This is a genomic window from Kitasatospora sp. NPDC101155, assembly GCF_044768305.1.
In the GTDB taxonomy this organism is placed as follows: domain Bacteria; phylum Actinomycetota; class Actinomycetes; order Streptomycetales; family Streptomycetaceae; genus Kitasatospora.
In genome coordinates this window covers 68,299-91,697 of the sequence record NZ_JBIWPN010000008.1, presented here as the reverse complement: position 1 = coordinate 91,697, position 23,399 = coordinate 68,299, and the positions used below count along the sequence as shown (strand labels likewise).

General features: G+C 68.5%; 9 protein-coding genes. 7 read left to right on the top strand and 2 right to left on the bottom strand.

The window, feature by feature from the left end; genetic code table 11:
* The first annotated feature begins 1 nt into the window (after window position 1).
* The 6 genes from ACIRYZ_RS14430 (at window position 2) to ACIRYZ_RS14405 (ending at window position 17,922) form a co-directional block, all read left to right on the top strand.
* Window positions 2-4,858 carry a type II restriction endonuclease subunit M gene (locus ACIRYZ_RS14430; protein WP_402943578.1) on the top strand — a complete coding sequence of 1,619 codons (4,857 nt, stop codon included), beginning with the start codon at window positions 2-4 and terminating at the stop codon, window positions 4,856-4,858.
* Window positions 4,859-4,879: 21 nt separating this feature from the next.
* Window positions 4,880-11,476, top strand: coding sequence for a DEAD/DEAH box helicase (locus ACIRYZ_RS14425; protein WP_402943575.1), 6,597 nt, complete (start codon window positions 4,880-4,882; stop codon window positions 11,474-11,476).
* Window positions 11,476-13,635, top strand: coding sequence for a UvrD-helicase domain-containing protein (locus ACIRYZ_RS14420; RefSeq protein ID WP_402943572.1), 2,160 nt, complete (start codon window positions 11,476-11,478; stop codon window positions 13,633-13,635). The genes ACIRYZ_RS14425 and ACIRYZ_RS14420 overlap by 1 nt, the downstream gene beginning before the upstream one ends.
* Before the next feature lie 270 nt (window positions 13,636-13,905).
* On the top strand, window positions 13,906-14,850 hold the full coding sequence (locus ACIRYZ_RS14415) for a GIY-YIG nuclease family protein (RefSeq protein WP_402943569.1): 945 nt from the start codon (window positions 13,906-13,908) through the stop codon (window positions 14,848-14,850).
* A 299-nt stretch (window positions 14,851-15,149) separates the two neighbouring features.
* On the top strand, window positions 15,150-17,390 hold the full coding sequence (locus tag ACIRYZ_RS14410) for a hypothetical protein (RefSeq protein ID WP_402943566.1): 2,241 nt from the start codon (window positions 15,150-15,152) through the stop codon (window positions 17,388-17,390).
* A gap of 205 nt (window positions 17,391-17,595) precedes the next feature.
* Entirely contained in the window at window positions 17,596-17,922 is a 327-nt protein-coding gene (locus ACIRYZ_RS14405; RefSeq protein ID WP_402943563.1) for a hypothetical protein, read from the top strand.
* A 101-nt stretch (window positions 17,923-18,023) separates the two neighbouring features.
* On the opposite strand, the gene ACIRYZ_RS14400 is transcribed toward ACIRYZ_RS14405, so the two are convergent.
* Entirely contained in the window at window positions 18,024-19,967 is a 1,944-nt protein-coding gene (locus ACIRYZ_RS14400; protein ID WP_402943559.1) for a hypothetical protein, read from the bottom strand.
* Between the two features lie 302 nt (window positions 19,968-20,269).
* Between ACIRYZ_RS14400 and ACIRYZ_RS14395 the strand changes: the two genes are divergently transcribed.
* On the top strand, window positions 20,270-21,724 hold the full coding sequence (locus tag ACIRYZ_RS14395) for a hypothetical protein (RefSeq protein WP_402943557.1): 1,455 nt from the start codon (window positions 20,270-20,272) through the stop codon (window positions 21,722-21,724).
* Window positions 21,725-21,854: 130 nt separating this feature from the next.
* On the opposite strand, the gene ACIRYZ_RS14390 is transcribed toward ACIRYZ_RS14395, so the two are convergent.
* Window positions 21,855-23,006, bottom strand: a complete 1,152-nt coding sequence (locus ACIRYZ_RS14390) for a tyrosine-type recombinase/integrase (RefSeq protein WP_402944038.1) — start codon at window positions 23,004-23,006, stop codon at window positions 21,855-21,857.
* Window positions 23,007-23,399 lie beyond the last annotated feature (393 nt).

The window sequence follows — 23,399 nt, the reverse complement described above, 5'->3', positions numbered from 1 at the left end:
GGTGGCATTCGAAGCGATCACCAACCGCGGTGAGTACATCTCCGCCCACTACCTGGCCGAGCTCTTCGCCCGCGACCTCACCGACCTGCGCAAGCGCTGGACCGCCGCCGACCGGGCGGGCGTTCCCTCGTCCCGGGCGGGAGTGAAGGCCCTGCGCAAGGAGTACTTCAAGGCGAAGGTCAGGATCACCGAGAACGAGGCCTTCGACGGCCCCGAGGTTCGGCAGCTCAACGACCGGCTGTTGACGGCCCTCGCGTACGTCGGTGACCGTGAGGAGCCGGACAGCGGCACCCACAACCGGGTGCGTCGCGGTGACTTCGGAGTCATGCAGGGCGACAAGGAACGTTCCGTCCCGGTCGCGCTCGCCGTCACCGGGCCCGGCGGAGTGGAACTCGTCGCGCTCGACGTCACCTGGGCGGTGGACGGTGAGCTCGTCGTCGCGGATGCCGAGGACGGCGGCTGCGAACTACTCGACCCGATCCTGCTCGACGGCAAGGCGCGAATCACGACCGCGGCAGACGCAGTGACGTTCCTGTTCGGCTGCGAGGACGGTTACGCCCCGCGCTTCGTCCTGCTGCTCGCGGGTGGCGCCGTCCTGCTCGCCGACCGCACTGCCTGGCACGAGGGCCGCTTCCTCGCGGTCAGCGTGGACGAGGCCCTGGACCGCAACCTCAGCGCTGACGGTGGCGAACTGGAAGTCGTCTCGGCCCTGTTCGGTGCGGAGTCGCTGCTCACGGAGGGCGGCGTCGCGGGATTCCTGGACGGCCTGGTCGACAAGGGCCGCAAGCACGCGGTGGGCGTCTCGAAGGAACTGCGGGAGGGACTGCGGCAGTCGGTCGAGCTGATCGCCCAGGAGATCCTGGACCGATTGCAGGAGGGCGGCGCCGACCCGTCCGAGCTCGGGGACGGCACGGAGCTGGCGAGCCGCCTCACCCGGGAGTCGCTGCGGTACCTGTACCGGGTGCTGTTCCTGCTCTACGCGGAGGCCCGGCCGGAGCTGGGCATCCTCCCGGGCAAGGACGACGCCTACCAGGACGGCTACGGGCTGGCCCGGTTGGGCGAGCTGGTCTCGTACGACCTGCCGGACGAAGCCCAGGACGGGTTCCACTTCGCCGAATCGCTGGACCTGCTGTTCCGCCTCGTCGACCAGGGGCACCGGCCGCTCGGGGACGAGCCGGCCTCCGAGGCCACCGTGCTGGACGCGGACGGCCTGCGGTTCGAGGCGTTGCGCAGCGACCTCTTCAAGACCGATGCGACGCCGCTGATCGGCACGGTCTCGGTCGAGGGCGAGCGGATCGACACCCGGCTGCGGAACAAGGTGCTGTGGCGGGTGCTCAACCTGCTCATGCTCACCCAGGGCCGTGGCAATGGGCGCGGGCGCGCAGGTGGTGCGAGCGGCAAGGGCTTCATCTCGTACGCCCAGCTCGGGATCAACCAGCTCGGCGCGGTTTACGAGGGTTTGATGTCCTACACCGGCTTCTTCGCGGACAAGGACCTGTACGAGGTCGCGAAGCCGGACTCGGACGGCCTCAGCGGCACCTGGGTGGTGCCGGTCGAGGACGCCGACAACTACGACGACGAGGTGTTCGTCACCCGCCGGGACGAGCTGACGGGTGCGTCCAGGCGAGTCCTGCACAAGAAGGGCTCGTTCGTCTACCGGCTCTCGGGGCGGGAGCGGCAGCGGTCGGCCTCGTATTACACCCCCGAGGTGCTCACGCGGAGCACGGTGAAGCACGCGTTGGCGGAGCTCTTGGACCAGGACGGAGTGACGACTCCGGCGCGGGCGATCCTCGACCTGACCGTGTGCGAGCCGGCGCTGGGGTCGGGCGCGTTCCTCAACGAGGCCATCAACCAGCTCGCGGCCGAGTACCTGCGGCGGAGGATGGCAGAGGTCGACGAGCAGCTGCCGCCGGACCGGTACGAGGCTGAACTGCAGAAGGTCAAGGCGTACCTGGCGCTGCACAACTGCTACGGGGTCGACCTCAACCAGACGGCGGTGGAGCTGGCGGAGGTCTCACTCTGGCTCAACGCGATGCACGAGGGGTTGAAGGCTCCATGGTTTGGGCTGCACCTGCGGCGCGGCAACTCGCTGATCGGCGCGCGGCGGGCGGTGTATGGGGCAGCTGCGCTGAAGAAGAAGGCGTGGCTGACCACCGTCCCGACGGACCGGCCGTTGCGGGCCGGTGCTGAGGAGGGCGCCTTCCAGGCAGGGGAGGAGATCCACCACTTCTTGCTCCCGGCGAAGGGATGGGGCGCAGTCGCGGACGCCAAGCAGGCGAAGGAGCTGGCGAAGGAAGAGCGCGACGCGCTCGCCAAGTGGCGGACGGCCGTTACAGCGACGCCGTCAGCGGCCCAAGGAAAGCGCCTGCTGGCGCTCGCGACGCGGGTGGAGCGGCTGTGGGAGCTCACGCGGCGACGGCTCATCGTTAGCGAGCGGGAGATCCGACGGGACATCGCGGTCTGGAAGGTCGACGAGGACCAGCCGCTGCCCCATGCGTCCGGGAACGTTACCCGGGAGCAGATCGAGCGCGCGCTGAACGCGCCCGGTTCGCCGCGTAGCCGGCTGAAACTGGTGATGGACGCGTGGTGCGCCCTTTGGTTCTGGCCTGTGGGTCAGCTGGATACGCCCGAGCCGCCGACCTTGGAGGAATGGCTCTCCTTCTGCGAGGCGGTACTCGGAGTCCCGGCCGCGAAGGCGAAGGCCAGCAGTAAGCGCGGCAGCGGTGCGGGGCTGGAGGACACACTCGGCCTGTTCGGGGACACGGGCGAGTTCGATCAGTTGGGCGTGGATGACGACTTCGACCGGGTCATGAGCCAGTGCGCGGACATGCCGTCGGTGGCGGTCCGCTTCGGCTGGCTGAGCGAGGTCGACACGGTCTCCCGCCGGGAGGGGTTCTTCCACTGGGAGCTTGAGCTCGCCCATCTCTTCGAGCGAGGCGGCTTCGACCTGCAGGTGGGGAACCCTCCGTGGTACAAGCCCAAGTGGAATGACGCGCTGACTCTGGCAGAACGTGATCCGTGGTTCGGACTCGTTGTAACGTCCTCGGAGAGGGAGCAGTCCGAGCGGCGCGGGCGTATCCTTGCAAGTTCAGCCAATGTGCAGAGCTATTTGTTGGATATCAGCTCCTGGGCGGGTGTGGTTGCTCATCTGGGATCACCGGTTGACCACCCTGTCTTTGACGGTCTGCAGACGAATGTCTACATGAACTTCATGGAACGGGCCTGGCGCAATCTCAAGGTGGACGGAATCTCGGGTCTGATTCATCCCGATACCCACTTTTCCGACCCTGCCGCTGGTTCGCTGCGACTCCAATCGTACGGTCGCCTGCGGCGCCATTTTCAGTTCAAGAACGAACTGCAACTCTTTGAAATCGACCACACCCGCGAATATGGGATGCATGTCTATGGATCCTTTGGGGATGTGTCTTTTCTCAACATTGTGTCGCTGTTCCATCCGGACACCGCAGATCACTCATTGACGCATTCCGGGCTCGGGGATGTTCCTGGCATTCAGCACGAGGTTGGCGGATGGGATACTCGGCCGCATCGCAATCGAGTGGTGGAGGTTACAGCCTCCGTTCTATCCGATTGGTCCTCCTTGGTGGATGTTGCAGGTGCACCGTGCCTTGAGGCTCGGATGCTGAGGCCGTTGACAGTAGCAGACAATGAAGCGCTTCGGATCCTCGCGGGGAGCGGGCGGAGGCTCGGATCGTTTGAATTCTGGTGGACTTCTGCGCTTCGAGAGAAGGATTCTGAGCGGGCCGGAATCATCGAGAAAGCCACCAGGGTTCCGTCGTCTATCTCCGAGGTGATTCTACAGGGGCCACATTTCACGGTGGCGACTCCGCTTGCCAAGCAGCCGAATGAGAATTGCAGGAGTAGTGGCGACTACTCAAGCTGGGATATCAACGATCTGACAGAGTGGGTTATTCCTCGGACCAACTATCAGCGTGCCTGTTCGTCCGAACAGTTTTCGTCTGTTCAGCGAACGTGGGGGGACAGGCCTGCGAACGACTACTACCGCGTGGCGTGGCGACGGAGGACCGCGTCGAACATGGAGAGGGGACTCCATGCCGCGCTGATTCCACCGGGCCCTACGCACGTGCAGTCGGTGCATACGCTGGCTTTCGCGAATAATCGGAGTACCGCGACTATTGCAGGTCTATGGGCTTCGCTGCCTCTTGATTATCTTGTCAAGGTATCGGGCAAGGATGATATCCAGGGTGAGCTGTCGGGTAAGTTCCCTGCCCCTCTGGACCACCCGCTGATCCCCCCGCTCCTGCTTCGAGCTCTGCGTCTCAATTGTTTGACTCGGGACTATGCGCCGCTCTGGGAAGAGCTTTTCGACCCTGATTGGCTCGATGATCGATGGACTGGATATGGACCTCTACAGGACGCGCTTCCCCGGGGCGACAGGAAATGGTCGATGAATACGCCGCTGAGGGCCGATTTCGATCGCCGATTGGCGCTGGTTGAGATTGACGCGATTGTTGCCGTCATGCTTGGTCTGACGGCTCGGCAGCTCTGTTCTATCTATCGCTCTCAGTTTGCGGTAATGCGGAAGTATGAATGGGAGATGTTCTTTTCCTCTGATGGGCACAAGATCGGCGCGGCGACGAACAACGTAGGAACCCGGCAGACCCCCGAGGAAACAGCCTTCGTCAAGGCTTGGGCCAAGGCCGCCCGCGCAGGCGACCCCACCCCTGCGATCCCCGAGGGGTGGATGAAGCCGGACCGGGAGGCCGAGATGACCCGTGCCCATGCGGACTTCACGGCCCGGCTGCACGCTGGCGAGTATGGCGACTATGCCGCCTACCTTGCCGAGCATCCGCTTGCTACTAGTACGGAAGGTCGGTAAGACACCCGCATGCTCCCCTCTTTGGCTGCCGAGGATCTGCGTCGGGCCCTCGCTACCTACCTGACGACAAGTTTTGCGCTCGCCGACGATGATGTCCGTGAGGAACTTGAGGCCTTCCTTGAGCGGCCCGAGAGCCGGCTGTTCCGGGGGCCCTACCTCCGCGTCCGCACGCCCTTCCGGGAAGCCGTCCGTGGTTGGGAGCGGGCACTCGACTGGTGGCCCAGTGGCTTCCGGCCGTACACCCACCAGGCCACCGCCTGGAAGCGGCTGTCGAGCAAGGGCGGGCATGCGCCCGAGCCGACAATCGTCACGACTGGTACCGGCTCCGGCAAGACGGAGTCGTTCCTCATTCCGGTGCTCGACCACTGCGCCCGCGCCCGCGCCGCCGGGGCCAAGGGCGTCAAGGCGCTCCTCCTCTACCCGATGAACGCGCTGGCCGACGACCAGGCCCGTCGTATCGATGAGTTGCTCGCCAAGAATCCGGCCCTCGCTGCCATCACCGCCGGTATCTACATCGGTGGCGCCGCCGGCGAGCGGCTGCCCGCTGACGAGGACGAGGACGACCCGGGCTCGTATGCCCGAGAGTCAGGGGCGAGCGGTATCACTCCGGCTCAGCTGGCGCCGCACAGCCGGCTGATCACCGACCGTGAGGCGATCCGCTCGAACCCGCCGGACATCCTCCTAACCAACTACAAGATGCTGGACCTGCTCCTCCAGCGCGTCCCGGACGTCCACCTCTGGCAGGACGGCGGCCTCACCTACGTCGTCCTGGACGAGTTTCACACCTACGACGGCGCCCAGGGCACTGACGTCGCGATGCTCCTGCGCCGCCTCGGCGCCGCGACCGGCAAGGCTGAGGTGGGCCGTCCGCTCGGGACGATCACCCCTGTTGCCACCTCTGCGACGCTTGGGGGTGGCCGTGCTGCGGACGACGACGCCGAAGGCCCGCAGAAGTCGGACCGCGAGCTCCTGCTCGAATTCGCCGAGAAGGTCTTCGGCACACCCTTCCCCGACGCGGCGCTGATAGGAGAGGACCGGCAGACGCCGGGCGAGTTCATCGCCGAGCCTGACTTTCTCCTCCCGGTCCCGTCCCCTTGCGATCTCGCCCAGGTGGGCGACCCGCTGGACCATCCGGCCGCTCTGCACGAACTCGCCAAGTTGGTGGTGGGCCTGGACTTCGCCGACCCTCTCCTCCTCGGCGAGAAGTTGCGTCAGCACAACCTGATCCGAGCCCTGCTCGACGTCGCCGGTGACACTCCCGTCACCGTTCCCGACATCGCCCGCGAGTTCGCCAAGCGCGGCGGTGGCGCGGCCTGGGACGAGGCTGCCCGGACCGATCTCGACCTGGTGGCGATCGGCCTCGCTCGGCTCCTGGCGCTGGTCTCCACCGCCCGGGTCCACGACCCGGTGACCGGCCGGATCAGCCCGTTCCTCCGGGTTGAGGCGCAGCTCTGGGTCCGCGAGGTGCGCCGGGTCATCCGCGCGGCGACGCCAGAGCCGCACTTCCGCTGGTTCGACGACGACGGCCCGACCGCCGACACCGTCCCGAACCCGGCGAACCTTGCCGTCTATCCGTCGGCCGAGGTGGACAGTACGGCAGGCTCCGACGACAACGGCCACGAGCCGAGGGCTGTCCGGCCAGTGGGCCCGGCCTACCGCTGCCATTTGCCGGCCGTGTACTGCCGGCACTGTGGCCGCTCCGGTTGGGCGGCACTCTCGACGGACCTGGAGTGGCAGCAGCTCAAGACGAAGCCGCTGGAGATCTACCGCGCCTCCGCCCAGGGCAACCGCGCCGTACGGTGGATGATCCGGGCGAGGCCGGGCGAGGTCACGCCGGTCTTTCTGCACGCCGAGGAGGGCGAGCTTCGGACGGTGTCGAGCAACGAGACGGTGCCCGTCATCACCCAGGCTGGGCCGGTTCCGGCCGGGGCCGGGGACAAGTGCCCGTCCTGCGATCTCACTGACGGGATGCGCTTCCTCGGCGCGGGTACCGCCACCCTGGCCTCCGTCACCACCACTCAGCTGTTCTCCGACCGCGGTCTGACCGACGGCGAACGCAAGCTGCTCGTGTTCACCGACTCGGTGCAGGACGCCACCCACCGGGCGGCGTTCATCGCCAACCGGAGCTTTGGCTTCACCTTCCGCGGTCTGCTCGCTGACCAGCTCAAGCCCGGTGAGCCGGTCGCGGTGCATGACCTTGCCACCGATGCGGCCGAGGCTGTGGTGACGGCAGCCGAGCGCGGCGACCGGAGCAAGCTGGCCTCGATCGTGCCCCCGGACCTGCGCGACAATCCCGAGATCCGCACGCTCCTCACCGGGGACGGGTTTAGCGACGCCGGCGCGTACATGCTGCAGGACCGGATGGTCTTCCAGACGCTGATGGAGTTTGGCCTGCGCTCGCGCCTAGGCCGGACGCTGGAGCTGACCCGTACGGCGGCCGCCGAAGTGGACCTTCCCGAGCCGGACACCGTGGTCTCGCTGCTGCGCGAGCAGCACCAGCGGATCCCAGGGCAGATCACCCTTCCCACGGACGACACGGACTACCTCGTCTACCTGCGCGGTCTGCTGGAGCGGATGCGGCTGCGGGGTGCGCTCTTCCACCCCTGGCTCAGGGACTACATCTCCCAGGCGGGCGCTCGGCGCTGGCCGATCTGGGGCGGGCGGCCCACGGGCATGCCCGCGTTCCCGCGCGGGCTGGCCGCGCCGACCTTCCCGATCGCGGCTCGGACCGGGCAGTCCGACTTCGACTCGCTCAACCGTGACAGCACGTGGTTTGCCGACTGGGGCCACCGGGCGCTCCGCTGTGATCGCCGCGAAGCCCGGGCCCTCGCCGAACAGGCGTTGAAGCTCCTGGCGCAGCGCGAGGTGCTGGCGACGTACCCGGCCGAAGGAGGAGCGACGGTCTACGCGCTCCGGCCGCGCCGGATCCTGGTGCACCGCCTCGCCGACGGTCCAGATGCCGTAGACGGAGAGGGCGTCAACGACCACGGCGTCCGCTGCGACAGCTGCACCTGGCGGCAGACCGTGCCACCGGGCCGTCGGGAGGCCTGGCTCGGCACGCCCTGCCTGCGGTTCCAGTGCACCGGGCACTTCACCGTCGACGACCGTGACTACCGCGACGACTACTACCGCCACCTCTACACCGTCGACCGGCCCGGCGACGTGCTGACCGCCGAGCACACGGGTGCGTTGAGCCGGGCCCGGCGGGAGGAGGTCGAGCAGGCCTTCAAGCTCCGCCGCTCCCCCTTCGACCCCAATGTGCTGACCTGTACGCCGACACTGGAGCTCGGCATCGACATCGGCGACCTGTCGGCCGTCCTGCTGGCGTCCCTGCCACCGGCACCGGCCAACTACGCCCAGCGGATCGGTCGGGCCGGCCGTAGCACCGGTAACTCGCTCACCGTCACGTTCGTGCCGCGCGGCGCGCGCAATCAGTACTACCTGCACGCTCCGGAACAGATGCTGGCCGGTCGGATCATCCCGCCGGACTGCTACCTGGACGCCTCCGAGATCCTGCGCCGGCAGTACCTGGCGTTCCTGCTCGACCGCGCCGCCGACGGCGGGCTGTGGCGGGAGGGCGGCGCGCCCGAGGCGGCCATGCCGCCGCGCATCGGTGAGCTCTTCAACCGGGGTCTCGCGGAGGGCGGTTGGTTCCGCGCCTTCCTCGACGCCGCGCAGGCCTGCCACGAGGACCTCTCGGACGCGTTTATTGCGCTGTTCCCGGCGATGTCGGCGCAAACCCAGGAGGGGCTGCGGCGGTTCGCCGAGGTCGAGCTGGAACAGACCGTTGGCCAGGCGGCCACGGCCTGGCGCAAGCGACTGGAGGCGCTCCGCAGGCGCTCCCGTCAGATCGGCCGCGCCTTCGACGAACTCTCCACCGCCACCGGCGACCGCGATCGCGACGAGCAGCGCCGCCAGCTCTACGCGGAGCGCAAGTCGGTTCGCAGGCGCCAGGACACGCTGGTCGGTGAGAGCTCGATCAACGCCCTGGTCCGCCTCGGCCTGTTGCCCAACTACACGCTTCACGACGACGCCACCCTGCTCGACGCGACCCTTTGGTGGAAGGACTCCGACGGGGAGTTCGACGAGCAGCTGACCGAGTACGGGCGAGGTTCCCGACTGGGTCTCATCGAGCTCGCCCCGGGCAACACCTTCCACAGCGACGGCTACAAGTACATCGTCAACGGCCTGGACCTGGGAGCGGGCGAGGGGGACACGGCCTACGCGAAGTGGCGGCTCTGTCCGGAGTGCGGGTACGTCGCCACCGCGGAGGCTGGGCTCGATCTGACGGCCTGCCCCCGTTGCCAGGCCGCACAGATCGGTGACCCGGGTGCCGTGCACACCGTCCTGGTGCCCGAACGGGTCATAGCGCGGGAACGGCGCGAGGACGCCCGGCTGACGGACGAGCGCGACGAGCGGGAGCGGCGCCGATTCACCGATGTGACCCTGGTGGACATCGACCCGGACCAGCCGCAGGGCCTGCGCGCCTGGAAGCGGGCCGGCGAGCTGCCGTTCGGTGTCGAGTTCGCGCGGGTCGCCACGATCCGCACGCTCAACCTCGGCCCGGCCGCTGCGGCCGGGCCCGAGCACCGGATCGCCGGCGCCGAGGTACAGGTGCCCGGGTTCGAGACCTGCCTGGAGTGCGGTGCCGTGCGTGGCGTCCATCCCCAGGCATGGAACCGCGAAGCCGAGCGGATCGGGACGAGGCACACGTATTGGTGCAGCCACAAGGACGACGGGATCGAGGCGGAGCCGGTGCAGCGCCTCCTGCTAGCCCACGAGCTGACCACCCAGGCGCTGCGGGTCCTGCTGCCGTTCTCCATGATGGAGCTCCAGACCCGCCTGGTGTCCTTCAAGGCGGCGCTGCTGCTGGGGATCACCAAGCACTTCGGTGGCGCGCCGGACCACTTGCGGGTGGTTGCTGCGACCATGCCGGGCGGCTCCCGGGAACTTCGCCGCCGGTTCCTGGTCCTGCACGACTCGATGCCGGGCGGCACGGGCTACCTGGAGCACCTGGCGGATCCCGTCGTGTTCCACCGGGTCCTGACCCTCGCCCAGTCGGCACTGCGCGACTGCCCTTGCGGAAAGGAAGAGACGCGTACGCCCTGTCACCGCTGTCTGCTGCCGCACGTCAGCAGCAGTGACCATCCGTACGCCTCGCTGCGGGTCGCGCGAGAGCTCCTCGACGAGATCCTCAAGGACTGGGACACCGAACGGGTCGACACCCTCACCGGTGTGCGGATCGACCAGCTTGCCGACAGCGAGTTGGAGGCGCAGTTCGTGCGGACGCTCGTCGACTGGGGCAGCCGTGGTGCGGAGCCGGGCTCGGTGACCCCCCGAGCGGGGGAGCGCGGCATGGAGTACGAGCTGCGGTTCGCCCGTGCCGAGGGCGGCACCACTCGCTGGCTATTCCAGGACCACGTACGGCAGTTGACGTCGACTCCGAGCGAACCGGACTATCTGCTGACCCGGATCGACGGTCCGTCGACCCGGATCGCGGTGTTCCTCGACGGCTACGCGTACCACGCGAGTGCGGCGGTCAACCGGATCGCCGACGACGCGCGCAAGCGTGCGGCGCTGCGGGCCGAGGGCATGCAGGTATGGCAGTTCACCCATCGCGACGTCATGGCCTGGAAGGCCGCGGTGGACGGCACGCCTGCTGACCGGCCGGCGAGCACTCCGCGGGAACCACTGCTCGGCGGGGACGCACTGAGGCTGGCCCGGCAGATCCACCAGGGGCTGGTCGGCGCCGCCCGGCCGGACGACACCCTGGACCCGATGCTGTGCAACCCGATAGAGACGCTGCTGGCGGTGCTCGCGGACCCGGACACGGGGAAGTGGGCGCGCAGGGCAGCGGCACTGGTCGGCGGGTTCGTGGGTGACGGTCTGCCGCGGTTGCCAGTGGACCGGCGCTCGCTGGGGGAGCGACTCCCTGCTCTCCTGACCGGCGGGGACTTGCAGGCCGTCACGGATCCCGCGGGCTCCGACGCCATCGGGATCGATGCCCGCAGTCTAGGCGGCCTGCGCGTCATCGGTCTGCTTGATCGCCGTCCCGAGCCGGCGACCGGGCAGCCGGGCATGGTCGCCTGGTCCGCCTTCGCGGTGCTAGACGACCGTGACGAAGCCGTCGCCGAGCCCGGCCATCGGGCCCGTTGGGCGGACTGGCTCCGCTGGTCCAACCTGCTGCAGCTGTTGGAAGGCGGTCAGGGGATCGGGTTGCCGCGCTCCTTCCACCAGCTCGCACTGTCCGGGGCTGGCGAGTTGGACCCCCACTCCGTCGCCCTGCTCGCGGGGGCGCTGCCGAGCACCTCGGGTGATCGCGAGTCGCTGCCGCAAGCTTGGGCGGAGGCCGTCGAGTGGGCTGCCGAGAGCGTGGAGGAGCTGCTGTTCGCGCTGGCACGAGAGGCTCGGCAGCGCGGATTCGGGGCCCCCGAGGTGGGGTTCGAACTGGACGACCGGGTCCCGCAGGCGGAGCTCGCCTGGCCGGACGCCCGGACCGCGGTGTTCTTCGATGTGGACGAGCGGCGTGATGCCGCGTTCGCCGAGGCCGGCTGGCACGTGGCGCACGTGGAGACCGTCGATGTGGCCGAGCTGGCCGAGCGTTTGGAGCGTATGTGATGTCCAAGGCCAAGGTGGTCATGGCGGATGTCTTCGGTAAGTACTACGAAGATCTCGACGGCCAGGTCCAGGCACAGGTGCTGCAGTTCATCATGAAGATGCAGCGCGACCCCGACGCCAACGGGCTGAACCTCAAGCCGCCCAAGGGCGCCCAGGACAAGCGGGTCCGGACGGCCAGGATCAACGACAACTTCCGGGCCGTGCTGATGCACTACGCGGACCGGATCTACTACCTGGTCGCCGTGCTCCCGCACGACGACGCGTACACCCTGGCTTCGAACATCATCTTCGACATCAATAAGGTCACGGGTGGCGTCGAACTGATCAACCTCGCCACCCTCGGCGGGACGCTCAGTGGACAGGCGGCCAGTAGGCCCGCGGCCGGCGCGGACGAGCCGTCGCTCTTCGATGCGGTCTCGGACGCAGACCTCGACCGCCTCGGCGTGCATCCGTCGATCGTGCCCGCCTTGCGGGAGATCCGCAGCATCGACGCGATCCTCGGCTTCGTCGAGCACCTGCCCAAGCTCGCCAGGGACGTCATCCTCTGCCTCGCCGACGGAATGAGTGTGGAGGACGTCTGGGAGCAGGTCAGCTCGGTCGCCGCGACCAGCGACACCGTCGACCCGGAGGACTACGAGGCCGCCAACGAGCGTCCGGCGACCAAGGAGTCCTTCGTGGTCACCGGTGACGTCGCAGCCCTGGGAAGGATCATGTCTGAGCCGCTGTCGGCGTGGCGGATTTTCCTGCACCCGGCGCAGCGGGCACTGGCCGAACGGAAGACCCCGAACAAGGGATCGATCCGGGTCACCGGCGGACCAGGCACGGGCAAGACCGTCGTCGCGCTGCACCGGGTAAAGGCACTGGCAGAGCGGCTTCCTCCGGGTCAGGCGATCCTGCTCACCACCTACACCACCACCCTCGCCGAGCTGCTCCGGTCCCTGTTGGAGGATCTCGGTGGTCCTCAGTTGGTTGCCAAGGTGGATGTACGGAACATCGACAAGGTCTCCTACGGCGTGGCGAAGGAGATCTTCGGGCCGAAGACGCCCAACCCGCTGGGCGACGCCGAGATCCGCCGTCGCTGGGAGGACCTGGCGGAGGAACAGCAGCCGCACCGCTGGGATGCTCGTTTCCTGGAAGCGGAGTGGAAGCAGGTGGTGCTCGCGCAGGACATCCGCAGCCGTGACGAGTACTTTGCCGCAATCCGGACTGGGCGGGGCCGGCGCCTCAACCGCCCGGAGCGGGCTCAGGTGTGGGCGCTGATCGAAGCCTTCGAACACCGGCTGGACGCGGCTGGCGAGGTCGGCGTCAACCAGCTCGCTGCGCAGGCCGCCCGGATCGCGTCAGGGTGGAGCGATGAGGAACGTCCGTACCGGCACATCGTCGTGGACGAGGCTCAGGACTTGCACGCCGCCCACTGGAAGCTCCTGCGGGCGCTGGTGCCGGCCGGTGAGGACGACCTGTTCATTGTCGGCGACGCTCACCAGCGCATCTATGACAACCGCACAACCCTCAGCGCCCACGGGATCAACATCCGGGGGAGCCGGTCCAAGCGCCTGACGCTGAACTACCGCACGACCCGCCAGATCCTCGCCACCTCGTTGGGCCTGCTGGGTAACTCGATCTTCGACGACCTCGACGACGCGCCCGAGAGCCTCGGCGGCTACCGGTCCGTCCTCGGCGGGGCCAAGCCCGAGCTGCTCGAATACCCGTCCACCGCAGCCGAACTCGCTGCCTTGGCCGGACGCGTGGACGGCTGGATGGGCGAGGGACTCAAGGAGGAGGAGATCGTTGTCACCGCCCGGACGAACAAGCTCGCCGAGGCGGCGGTCGAGGCGCTGACGGGTGCAGGGGTCAAGGCTGTTCACGTGAAGTCACGACAGACACCAGCGGTCGGCTCGGGCGTGCACGTGATGACCATGCACCGGATCAAGGGGTTGGAGTACCGAGCGGTCGCGATCATCGGGGTGAGTGCCGAGTACGTCCCACAGCCCAGCGCTGTGATCGCGGCCTCCGAGGACCGCTTGCAGCATCAGCGCGACCTGCAACGTGAGCGTTCCCTGCTGTTCGTCGCGGCCACCCGGGCCCGGGAGCAGCTGGCCATCAGCTGGGCGGGTAGGCCCAGCCAGTTCCTGGGAGGAGCCGCGATGAAGGGTCGCTAGGGATCGTCTTTAAAGCTGATCAAGTGATGATGGATCATGTTGACTATGGTGCGTCGTCATGAGCTTTCGGATGCCGAGTGGGCCGTGCTGTCGCGGTTTCTGCCCGCTTAGGGGCGGGCCGTCCGCTGCCGGACGACCGGCTGGTGCTGAACGGGATCGTGCGAAAGCTGCGGACCGGTACGTCCTGGAGGGACGGTCACCGACACCCGCGGCCTGCCCGGCATACCCGGCTTTGGTGCGGCCGAGATGCGTGGCTAGGGGGAACAAGGAATGGCTGTATACGAGTACGGCTTCGTCTATGTCATGGTGAATCCGGCGATGCCGGATCTCGTCAAGATCGGCTGGTCCGAGCACCTTCCCGAGGACAGGGCCAAGGGGCTGTCGAAGACGGCTGTACCGTTCCCCTTTCAGGTTGCCTATCGCGCAAAAACCTTGCGGCACAGAGAGGTCGAGAAGCAGGCCCATAGGCTTCTGGCCTCCGCCCGTGTCGCATCGAACCGGGAGTTCTTCCGGGTCTCCGTCGAGGCGGCGGTCGGGGCGGTTCGGTTTGCTCAGGAGCAGGTGACGGGGATCGAATCCTGGGCGTCTTCTCCGGAGCGTCATCTTGTAGACCGCGGAGACCGTGTCGTCCTGCCGTTGAAATCCGGCCAGGTCTTCGTCCTCACCGCCTATCCTCAGTTCCTGAGCACAGAGCCCCACGTTCTCGACATCTGGCAGGCCCACTCGGACGGAGATGTGCTTGAGATCGATGGCGCTGAGCACCCCGGGTACGTAGCCGGCCTCAGCGACGGCGATCCCGGCGGCGACGAGGACCCCGTGCCGTTCCTCGACCGTTCCGGTGAAGTCCAAAACGGGACATTGATCGGACGTGAGCGCCTCGTCTCGGGCGATCGACTGATCTGGCTCGCGGACACCGAGGACCCGGCCCGCTGCGCCTGCGTGGTGTTCGAGGCCGGCAGCGCCTGTCAGATTGCCTGTCGCACATGGAATCCACAGTCGAACCCCTTCGGCATGCCCCTTCTCCTGAACGACCTCGTTCGTGATCCCTCTCCTGCAATGGTGGAGGCGGCGAAGAAGGTGCTCGATCTACGTAGGCCACGGACCTGGGCTCCTCGCAACCCGGACCCGGAGGGGGACTGGGCCGTTGCTGCGACACTCCCACAGCCACCCGAGTACTGGTTGCCGCAGCTACTGAAGCGGCGTCCGCGAAGGTGACCCCGCAGGGCTGGAAGGCGCTCGGCAGGCCAATGGCACCGCCACTGCCCCTGAGGGCCTGGCTCCCGCGCTCCTGCTCGGTCCCGAGGGCGGGCACCTGGGCCGACTCGCAAAGACAGAGATGACCACGGCACCATTCGGGCGGCAGTTGGGGATCCTGCCGCGACAAGCTTCGCATCACCAGTCGGATGAGGCCGGCTGGTGTCGAGTCGGCGGGCCTAGTGCGGATGATGACACTCTCAGCTGCCTTGTCGGTGCCCTCATCTAGGCTCGCAAGCCGAGACCGATAGGGGAGTCACGTGCTCGACTGTGCTCTGACCGCAGATGTTCCGCTCGGCCCGTTCGAGGGCACGCCCGTCACCGTCCATTCGACCAAGGGCAAGAACGCCAAGCTCCACGCCGCGACGACGTGCACCCAACTGCGTGCCCGCGACATCACAACGGCCGAGGTCCCGTTGAACGCGGAGACGATCGGCCGGATGTGCTCGCGCTGCGCGCAGTCGGGCACGTGGGTGCGCCCGGAAACCGGGCTGGGTGTCTTCCTCAAGGAACTCGGTGGGATCGGCCTGCTGTACCAGCTGCGATCCCACACCGGGCCGGACGAGGACACCTGGTGGGACGAGAACGAGGTCCAGGCCGCCGCCGACTTGTTGCGCACCGAGCCCGCAGTCGACCCTGACAGCGAGGAAGCGGACAGCGACGACGAAGAGGCGCGCGACGACGCCGAGCACGTGCGGGATAGCGTGTTCTCCGCCTGGCGGGATGCGGCGAAGAGCCTGCACCAGGCCCAGACCGCTGCCGCGATGTTCCCCTGGCTCGCCGACTGGGCGGAGCCGAAGCTGGCCGCGAAGAAGCAGTACCTGGAGACGCTGCGTGTGCAGGCAGCACGGTTCGTCGACCCGGACGGACTCCTGACCGGCGCGGCAGCGGCACTCCTGGACGAGCCGGAACTGCCCGCCGACGATCCGGCGCTGACGGCGATCGGCACGCGAGAGGAGATCAACAGGGGACTGAAGGCACTGTGGCGGGACTGGCAGCGCAAGGCCGAAGCTGGCTGGGGTCGGCCGAGTGAGCGCTCGTACATCTCCTACAAGCTCACCCACGATATGCGCTCCAACCGCAGGGGCTACGCACAGGCATGTTCCGCCGCTGACGAGCTGGTCGCGTCTTGGGAGGACCTGGCGCGTGCCGCAGCTGCCGGGGCCGAGCCCGCGCCGACCTTGCTGGTGACCGCGCACCTGTCGGAGGTCGCCGACGACTCCTCGCACCGGTACGAGCGGGGATTCCTCAGCGAACTCGACAATTGGACCACCGGCGTTCTCGTCACCTACCTCGCCATCGCCGACTGGGGCCGGCGCACCCTCACCCTGCAGGTCCCGCCCCTCATCGCCGACCGACTCCTCGACTCCCGCTCCTCCCTCCTCGACTGCGAACCCCACACCACCACCACGACCGAAACGACGACCAGTCCCGGGGCCGAAACGGCCGTGGCCCACATCAGGCCGGGGATCTTCGATGACACCCCCGTCCGTGACCGCCAGCCGTTCGCCGCTGACCACGTGCGCGCGCTGCGCGCCGTATCGGCGGGTGACGACCAGCTGTACCTAGTCTTCTCTCCGGACGGAGGATCAGAGGTCTTGCCACTGGCGGTCGTGGAGAGGCGGCTGGCCGCCGGGTGGCGCGGAACCATCATCGCCGGAGCCTCGGACTTGCCGGCGAGCGTCATCGAACCGTGGATCCAGGAAGTCGGGCCTCGTCCCGACGAAGACGAAGGGGAGAGCATCTGGCCCGCCCCCGTCCGCGATCCGCACGATCCGCGGTTCGGAGAGGACCTCGGTCTCGCAGACGGCGCCCGCACCACCGCTCGGCTGAGGTATCGAAGGGAGAACCCTGAACAGGAGCTGCGATGCCTGGCCATGGCGCGCGGCGTCTCGGACCTGCGCACTCTCGACGGCGGCCCCGACCGCGACGGTCGCCGCCGCACCGTGTCCAGCGCGGTGTGGCACGGCCTGCTGGTCAGCGCCCGCAGCATTCGCCTCCAACCGTTCGAGCAGCCCGGCACCGACCGGTGGCACTGCGGCAGCGGAATTCCGCTGGGCGTCCTCGCCGATGTACAGGTCTACACAACCGATGCCGATCCTGGCTGGCAGCGCAAGGGCCACTCACCGTTCTGCTCACACTCCGGAGAACGCGGCGTCACCGAGCACGACGACCTGCTGCGCATCGCGGACCTCCTCGCCCGCGACGACTTCGACTGGTGCAGCAAGTGTGACGGCTTCGGGGTACGGCGACTGACCGACACGCAGCTGTCCTACTACCGGGCGGCCCACCGCCTTCACGACGTCACCCAGAAGCTCGACCGGGACCCGGGCACCACGCACGGGACCGACTGGGAGGCGCTGGCCGCTCAGCTGAGCGAGCTGTCCGACTGGCACCCGATCGGCGAGAAGTACTGGGACGCCCCGGAGTCGTGGCGCTGGAGCGAGATCATCCGCGACCTCCGACGGCGCCTTGAGGCAGCCCGCCGCCAGACCCCCTGACGAAGAGCCCGACTGCACGGGGGTGTCCCGCGGGTGACTATGCCGCTCGCAGGACACCCCCGTTGCGCTGCTCACGGCTCGCCCAGCCGGACGCGGCCTGGTCGAGGTCGGCGGCCCCGTCTGGGCCCCCGAGCGCGACACCCTCCGGTGGGTCCGGTTCTGCCTGCGGGCCCACCACCAGTAGACCCAGAGCGTCGAGCGGCAGGTGAACAGCACCCGCGAGGTCTGGACCGCACTCGATGAAGCCATCGAGCAGCGCGGCTGGCCCGACCGCATGCTCTACGCCCTCTACCCAGCGGCTATGGGCAACCGCTTGCGTCGCGCCACGTACCAGGCCGACGCCGAACTGAGTGAGCAGCAGGCCCAGCGCGACATCCGCGAAATCGTCCGCGCCGGCTGGCTCGCAGACAGGGGCGAGGCCCAGGGCGCTACTACCTCGCCGGCCCAGACCTCCCCAAGGACATCACGCGCGGGGTCCGTCAGCCTCGCCCGCTGCGCGACCCCTACGCGTGACCCGGCAGGGCGGAGGTGAAGCTGCCTCACCAGCCGGGCCTTTTTCACACCCCCCACCGCCCGCCATCACCGGCACTCGGTTGCCATGTTGCCAGTGTGTCTCGGCGCAGCCCGGAGCTGTCACCGGGAACCGGGTGGCTTGGGCCACGCCGTTCCGTCTGCGGCGGCCGTGAGGATGTCTCCGAGGCGGAGCCAGGCGTTGGGGCCGGAGTTGCTAATCGGGCTGTCGGCGAATCGCTGCCAGGCATGGAGGTCGTCGCCGAGCGCTGCTTCGACCAAGGCGATCACGGTGGGATGCGTGCCGTTGTAGTGGTGTCCGCGTGCTTTGAGAGCTGTCCATGCGGGCAGGGCGAGGATGGTCTCACTGGGGCAGTCGGGCAGGGCGAGGATCTCCCGGGCCCACGCTTCGCGGTTGCTGGGACCGCCGCCAAGCCTGCGGCGAAGCTCATGGGTGAGCCCATGGACGGTGCGGTGCGGATCGGAGTGGCGGGCGAGGACCGAGGCGAACAACGGATCGCTGCGGTGGGCGTGCCAGGCGAAGGACAGCAGTGCCTTCTCCACGAGTGCGTCGTCGCCGGCGTGCCGGTCAAGGTACGCGTCGAGCACCTCCGAGGTGACGGCGGACAAGCTCCGGACCGTCACTTCTTCGGGGTTGCCGAGGGCCGTGCGACGGGTCGCGGGCGGCTGCGGGGCGGGGTCGGCGACGATCCGCGTGATCGCGTCCAGGAGTTCGTCGAACTGCCTCCGGTCCTCCTGGGACTTGTAGTCGTACGATTGGGGACCGGACCGGCCGCGGCGGCCGTCGCGGATCACCAGTCGAACGGTCGCTTCGACGGCCGGTGAGAGCTTGGGCAGGTGGACCAGCATGTCGCGGACCCAGCGCAGGTCGGACGCCGTGCTGATTCCGTAGAGGTCCTTCGGCTTCCAGGTCCGGAGGGCCTGCACGGCCGTTTCGGCGAAGTGCCGCCCCAGGTCGGCGAGTTCGTCCGGATGGCTTCGCCAGGTGTGGGGATCGCCGTAGGCGGGCTTGGCCTCGGCGGGGTTCAGGACGAGGCGCCACCGTCCGTCGGCCGCGTGGCTCACCCAGGAGACGGCGGAATCGGTGCCCCAGTCGGTGTCGAAGCCGTCGTCCCGTAGGTACAGGAACTCGATGTCCCTTCGATCGGTCTCGTCCAGGGCGGAGAGCTCGGCGGCGAAGTGCTGCCGGGCCTCCTCCTTCGAGGAACCGTCCTGGAGGAAGCCGCAGATCCGGGTCGTGAGCATGGCGGCGCCGAACCTGGAGAGGTCATCCAGCGCGATCTGCCTAAGGAGTTCCGGCTCGACCGTCCACGGCACGCTGCCGAGCAGTTGATCGCGGATGACCCGGTTCGCCGTGGTGCCGGCGGTCCTGTCGATGAGCTGGGAGTGCCGGTCGGAGTGCCGTTCGAGTACGGCCGACCACATGCGGCCCCACGAGTCGAACGCTGCCCTAATCCGGTCGGACCAGGCGCCGGAATCCTCGTCCTCCAGACGCGTGCGGTCGAGGCCGTCGGGCAGGAGAGCGACGGCGGCCTCGAACACGGCGTCGTGGAGGCGTCCTGTACGCAGAACCACCTGTGCGGGCATTGGCTCCTTGAGTAGTTCGGGCGTCATGTGCGGTGATTGCGGTACCCGCTTGCGAAGTTCGTCGGCGACGGCCGCGCAGAGGTCGGCCGGCCGGTCGGCGGTGCCGAGGGAGCCGAGCCGGCGGTCAGAGCAGCGGCGCAACGCGTCGGCCCGCAGAGCCGGATCGCAGTCGGGGTGGATGAGCGCGAGGACCACCAGCGACGTCGACCCGGTGAGGTACTCATGCTCGCTCTCGCTCTGCCGCAGCCCGTTCGCCAGCGCGGCCTGCAGCAGCCAGGCGGGTGCCGAATCCCGGTAGGGCCTGGCAAGCAGTGCCGCGAGGAGCGGCCCGCCCTGTTGGCTGTCGGCCACGTCACGGGCCTGTTCGGCTGCCATCCGGGCCGCCGCGGACCCGGGATCGGCACCGGCCGCGACAGTGGCCAGGAACTCCACAGGCAGCCGGGTTTCGTCGGTGGCCATTCCTTGCTTTCCTCTCCCGGGTGACTCGTCAGAGCCCATCCTTCTCCATCGGTCGGACAACCTGGGGGCGAACGACTCCGAGAGCGGCGCATCGGCCCCATGGAGGACAACTCCTGGGCGCCTCAGGTACGGTGTCGCACAGGACCAGGTCCGGACCGCCGACAGCATCGGCGGAACCAGCCGCAGTCGGTCACCTTCACCACCGTCCGGAGGCGCGTCAGCAACGCGCCCACCAGCGGAACTCCACCTGCTTCTGCGCCGTGTGCCCACACCGCGCCTTCCACTACACCGGAGTTCCCTGCATGTCCGAGCACCAGCTCACCGCCGTACCCCGCGACTTCCTGTGCGAACACACCCCCAGCAAGAGCCGCGTCCTCGTGCTCCTCTCCCACGACGACGGCCCGGACTCACTTCAGGCCGTCCTCACGTGCCGCGACTCCGAACTCGCCTACCGCGCAGCCGAACTGCTGCGCCGGACCCTGAGCCGAACGGCCGGTGTTCTGCCCGCGCTGTCCGTGGACGGGCTGTGCGGACAGTTGCCGGGCGCTCCGGCGTCCTCGCTCCGGCAGGCCGTCTCCCACATGCTTGCCGGGACCTGGCCGGCCGCCGCCGGAACGCTCATCACCTGGCCCGAAGAATCCGAGCACAAGGCCCTGGGTCTGGACGACGACGCTTACAGCGAGGACGGCGACAATGGCGCGGCCCCGGAATCCGGTGGCCCCGCACGGGGTGAGGCGCGGCTGCGTGACCTGCCGGGCCAGGTCGTGCGGATCACTTCGCTCCGGGAGTTCCACGTCCGTGACCGGCAGACCCTGCTGGACGCGGCGGGCGAGCAGGGGTGGGAGCCGATGCCGACCGACCAGCTCGACGATGACGACCCGCATGACGTGGTCGGCGCGGTGATGTGGCTCGCGGACCCGCCCGTCGACGTCGACGGGGCGGACGTCCTGACCGAACGCAGCCATATCTCTATGCTGCGGCGCAACAAGGGCGACGAGCTCGCCGAGTGGAGCACGGAGCCCATCGTGGCGGACTTCGGCCCTGGCCCCCGTGCCGCCAAGGCCGGGGAGTGCCCTGAGCACAGCCTCGGGGAGGAACTTCCCGATTTCACGGTGCTCTTCCCCGTGGAGGACCCGCACTGCGAGGACCCGGAGTGTGAGGAAGAGAGCTGCTTGTGGCAGTTGACTCCCCGCACGGCCGATCTCCTCCACACCGCGCTGTCGCTGCTGGCCGACGAGGCGTACGAGGACGCAGAGGAACTCGGTGACGGGCGCCTCGTCCCGGACAAACATGAGGGCAATTGGGGGGTGTTCCCGCGGTTGCCGAAGCTGACCTTCGCCACCGACCTCCAGTGGCGGCGCCGCTTCGCCCGCGCCGCCGATGACCTCGCCGACGACCTCGAACGCGGCCACTGGCCGCGGCCGACCTGTACCGCCGAGGAACTCGCCCTGCACCTCGCCATCGACGACGCTGGCGACAGCGTCGACGAGCTGGGGGACGACTCCGACAGCACCGGGCACGGCACGCACAGCACACTGCCGACGCACCGCGACGACTACGACTTCGGCGCTTGCACGGACATGTTCTTCCAGGACACCGACGTCCTCATGCTCTACAGCTCCCGCTTCGACGGCATCGAGGACCCTGACGGTGACGCCAACCGGCAGCTCGGCGTGGGCGACCTGCGCGCGCAGGCCTGGTTCGAACCGTTCGGGAACGTCACGGCCCGCGACCCCCACCGCGGCTTCCGTCGCTAACGGCCCGGCCCGTGCCGGACGGTGGGGTGGGGCGCCCAAGGCGCCTCCTCCCGCCGTCCGCGGCAGCCGGGGAGTAAGGCAGACGGGCACCTTCAGCCCGGCACGGCAGGTCGGGTGACCGACCACGCGGCTATGCGGCGAGCGGCAGGTCGTCGTCGCCACGGGGGAGGGTTCGGAGTTGGCCTGTCTGTGCTTGGTCGAGTGCTCGGGCGAGGGCGTTGACGGCCCGGTCAGCGGAGTCCTTGAGGAGGTGGCCGTAGAGTTTGATCGTGACTGCCAGGATGGCGTGCCGCAGCGTCTTGGAGACGATCGCGATGGGGATGTCGGCGGCGATCATGATGCTGGCCGCCGTGTGGCGCAGGTCGTGCAGCCCGATCCTCGGGAGCCCGAGTTCGACGGTCTGCTTGCGCAGCTGGTCGAGGACCCACTGGGGGCGCAGCGGTGAGCCGTCGGGACGGCCGACGACAAGGCCCTCGAGCCAGCTTTCGGGGTGGGTGTTCATCTGGATCGTGGCCTGGCGGTGGAGGGTGGCCATGCCCCTCGGGGAGAGGCTGATCCAGGCGCGGCTGGCTTCGGTCTTGGGCTCGCGGAGGTGGATCTCGCTGTTGTCGATGGCGGCGAGGGTCCAGTGGACGTAGAGCTTGCGGTCCATGAGGTGGACGTCGGACCAGTGCAGGGCGAGGATCTCGCCGCGGCGCATGCCGGTGCCGAGCATGACCTCGAAGAGGTCGGTGAGCTGGTCGGCGTAGTGCTCGGCGCCGTGGCACAGGAACGTCGCGGCCTCGTCGGGGGTCCAGCAGGTGCGCTCGGCGGCTCGGGGCCTGGCCGGGACGGAGTGCTTGGCGGGGTTGTAGCGCAGTCCCCAGGAGCGGACGGCGTGGTTGAGGGCGTTGCGCAGGGTGGAGACGATCCGGTAGACGGTGACCTTGCCGCGCTTGGCCTTGCGCTGGGCGGCGATCCAGCGCTCGACGTGCTTGGGGCGCAGGTCCGGGAGACGGTAGTGGCCGAAGGCGGGGATGAGGTCCCGCTCCACGGACGCCTCGTAGCCGGCGTAGGTGTTCGGTGCGAGCTCCTCCTCCTTCTTCGCCGCCATCCACTGCCGCAGGAAGCTCGCCACGGTCATGCGGCGGTCCTCGTACACCCCACGCAGCTCACCGTTCAGGACCGCCCTCATCTCCTGGGCCGCCTCGGCGCGGGTGGCGAATCCGCCACGCCGGCGGGTCTTCCGATTCCCGTCCTCCGGGGCCAGGTCGACACAGTACGTCCACTTCCCGTGCTTCAGATCCCCGGCCAGCCGCGGACACTACGGCCCCAACTGCTTCCCCGATCCGTCCGAACACCACACCGCCGGTACACCCGGCCACGCTGCGCACGCTGTCCCATGAGCTTTCCCTTCTCTCGGACTGGGTGGTGACTCTGGGGCAAGAGTGGCTGCCGTGTCGGGCGCAGAGCGTGCGGGGCGGTGCGCGAAGCACTCAGAACCAGACGGCGAAGACACGTTCAAGGCGACACACCGTCCGGAAGGTCACGATCCGTAGTCGGTGGGTAAGCGACCGTGATCCGCTCACAGGAGCCGACCTCGCGAGCCGGGCGACGTCGTCGGCGAAGTGGCTGTCGGGATCGCACGGTGGTGCTTGCTGAATGGCCGACAGATCTCGGTCACTGGCAGTAGCCG

What these genes read in the sequence shown, in the direction of transcription:
- ACIRYZ_RS14420 (WP_402943572.1), top strand. Translation starts at nt 11,476, where the DNA reads ATGTCCAAGGCCAAGGTGGTCATGGCGGATGTCTTCGGTAAGTACTAC.
- ACIRYZ_RS14415 (WP_402943569.1), top strand. Translation starts at nt 13,906, where the DNA reads ATGGCTGTATACGAGTACGGCTTCGTCTATGTCATGGTGAATCCGGCG.
- ACIRYZ_RS14400 (WP_402943559.1), bottom strand. Translation starts at nt 19,967, where the DNA reads ATGGCCACCGACGAAACCCGGCTGCCTGTGGAGTTCCTGGCCACTGTC.
- ACIRYZ_RS14395 (WP_402943557.1), top strand. Translation starts at nt 20,270, where the DNA reads ATGTCCGAGCACCAGCTCACCGCCGTACCCCGCGACTTCCTGTGCGAA.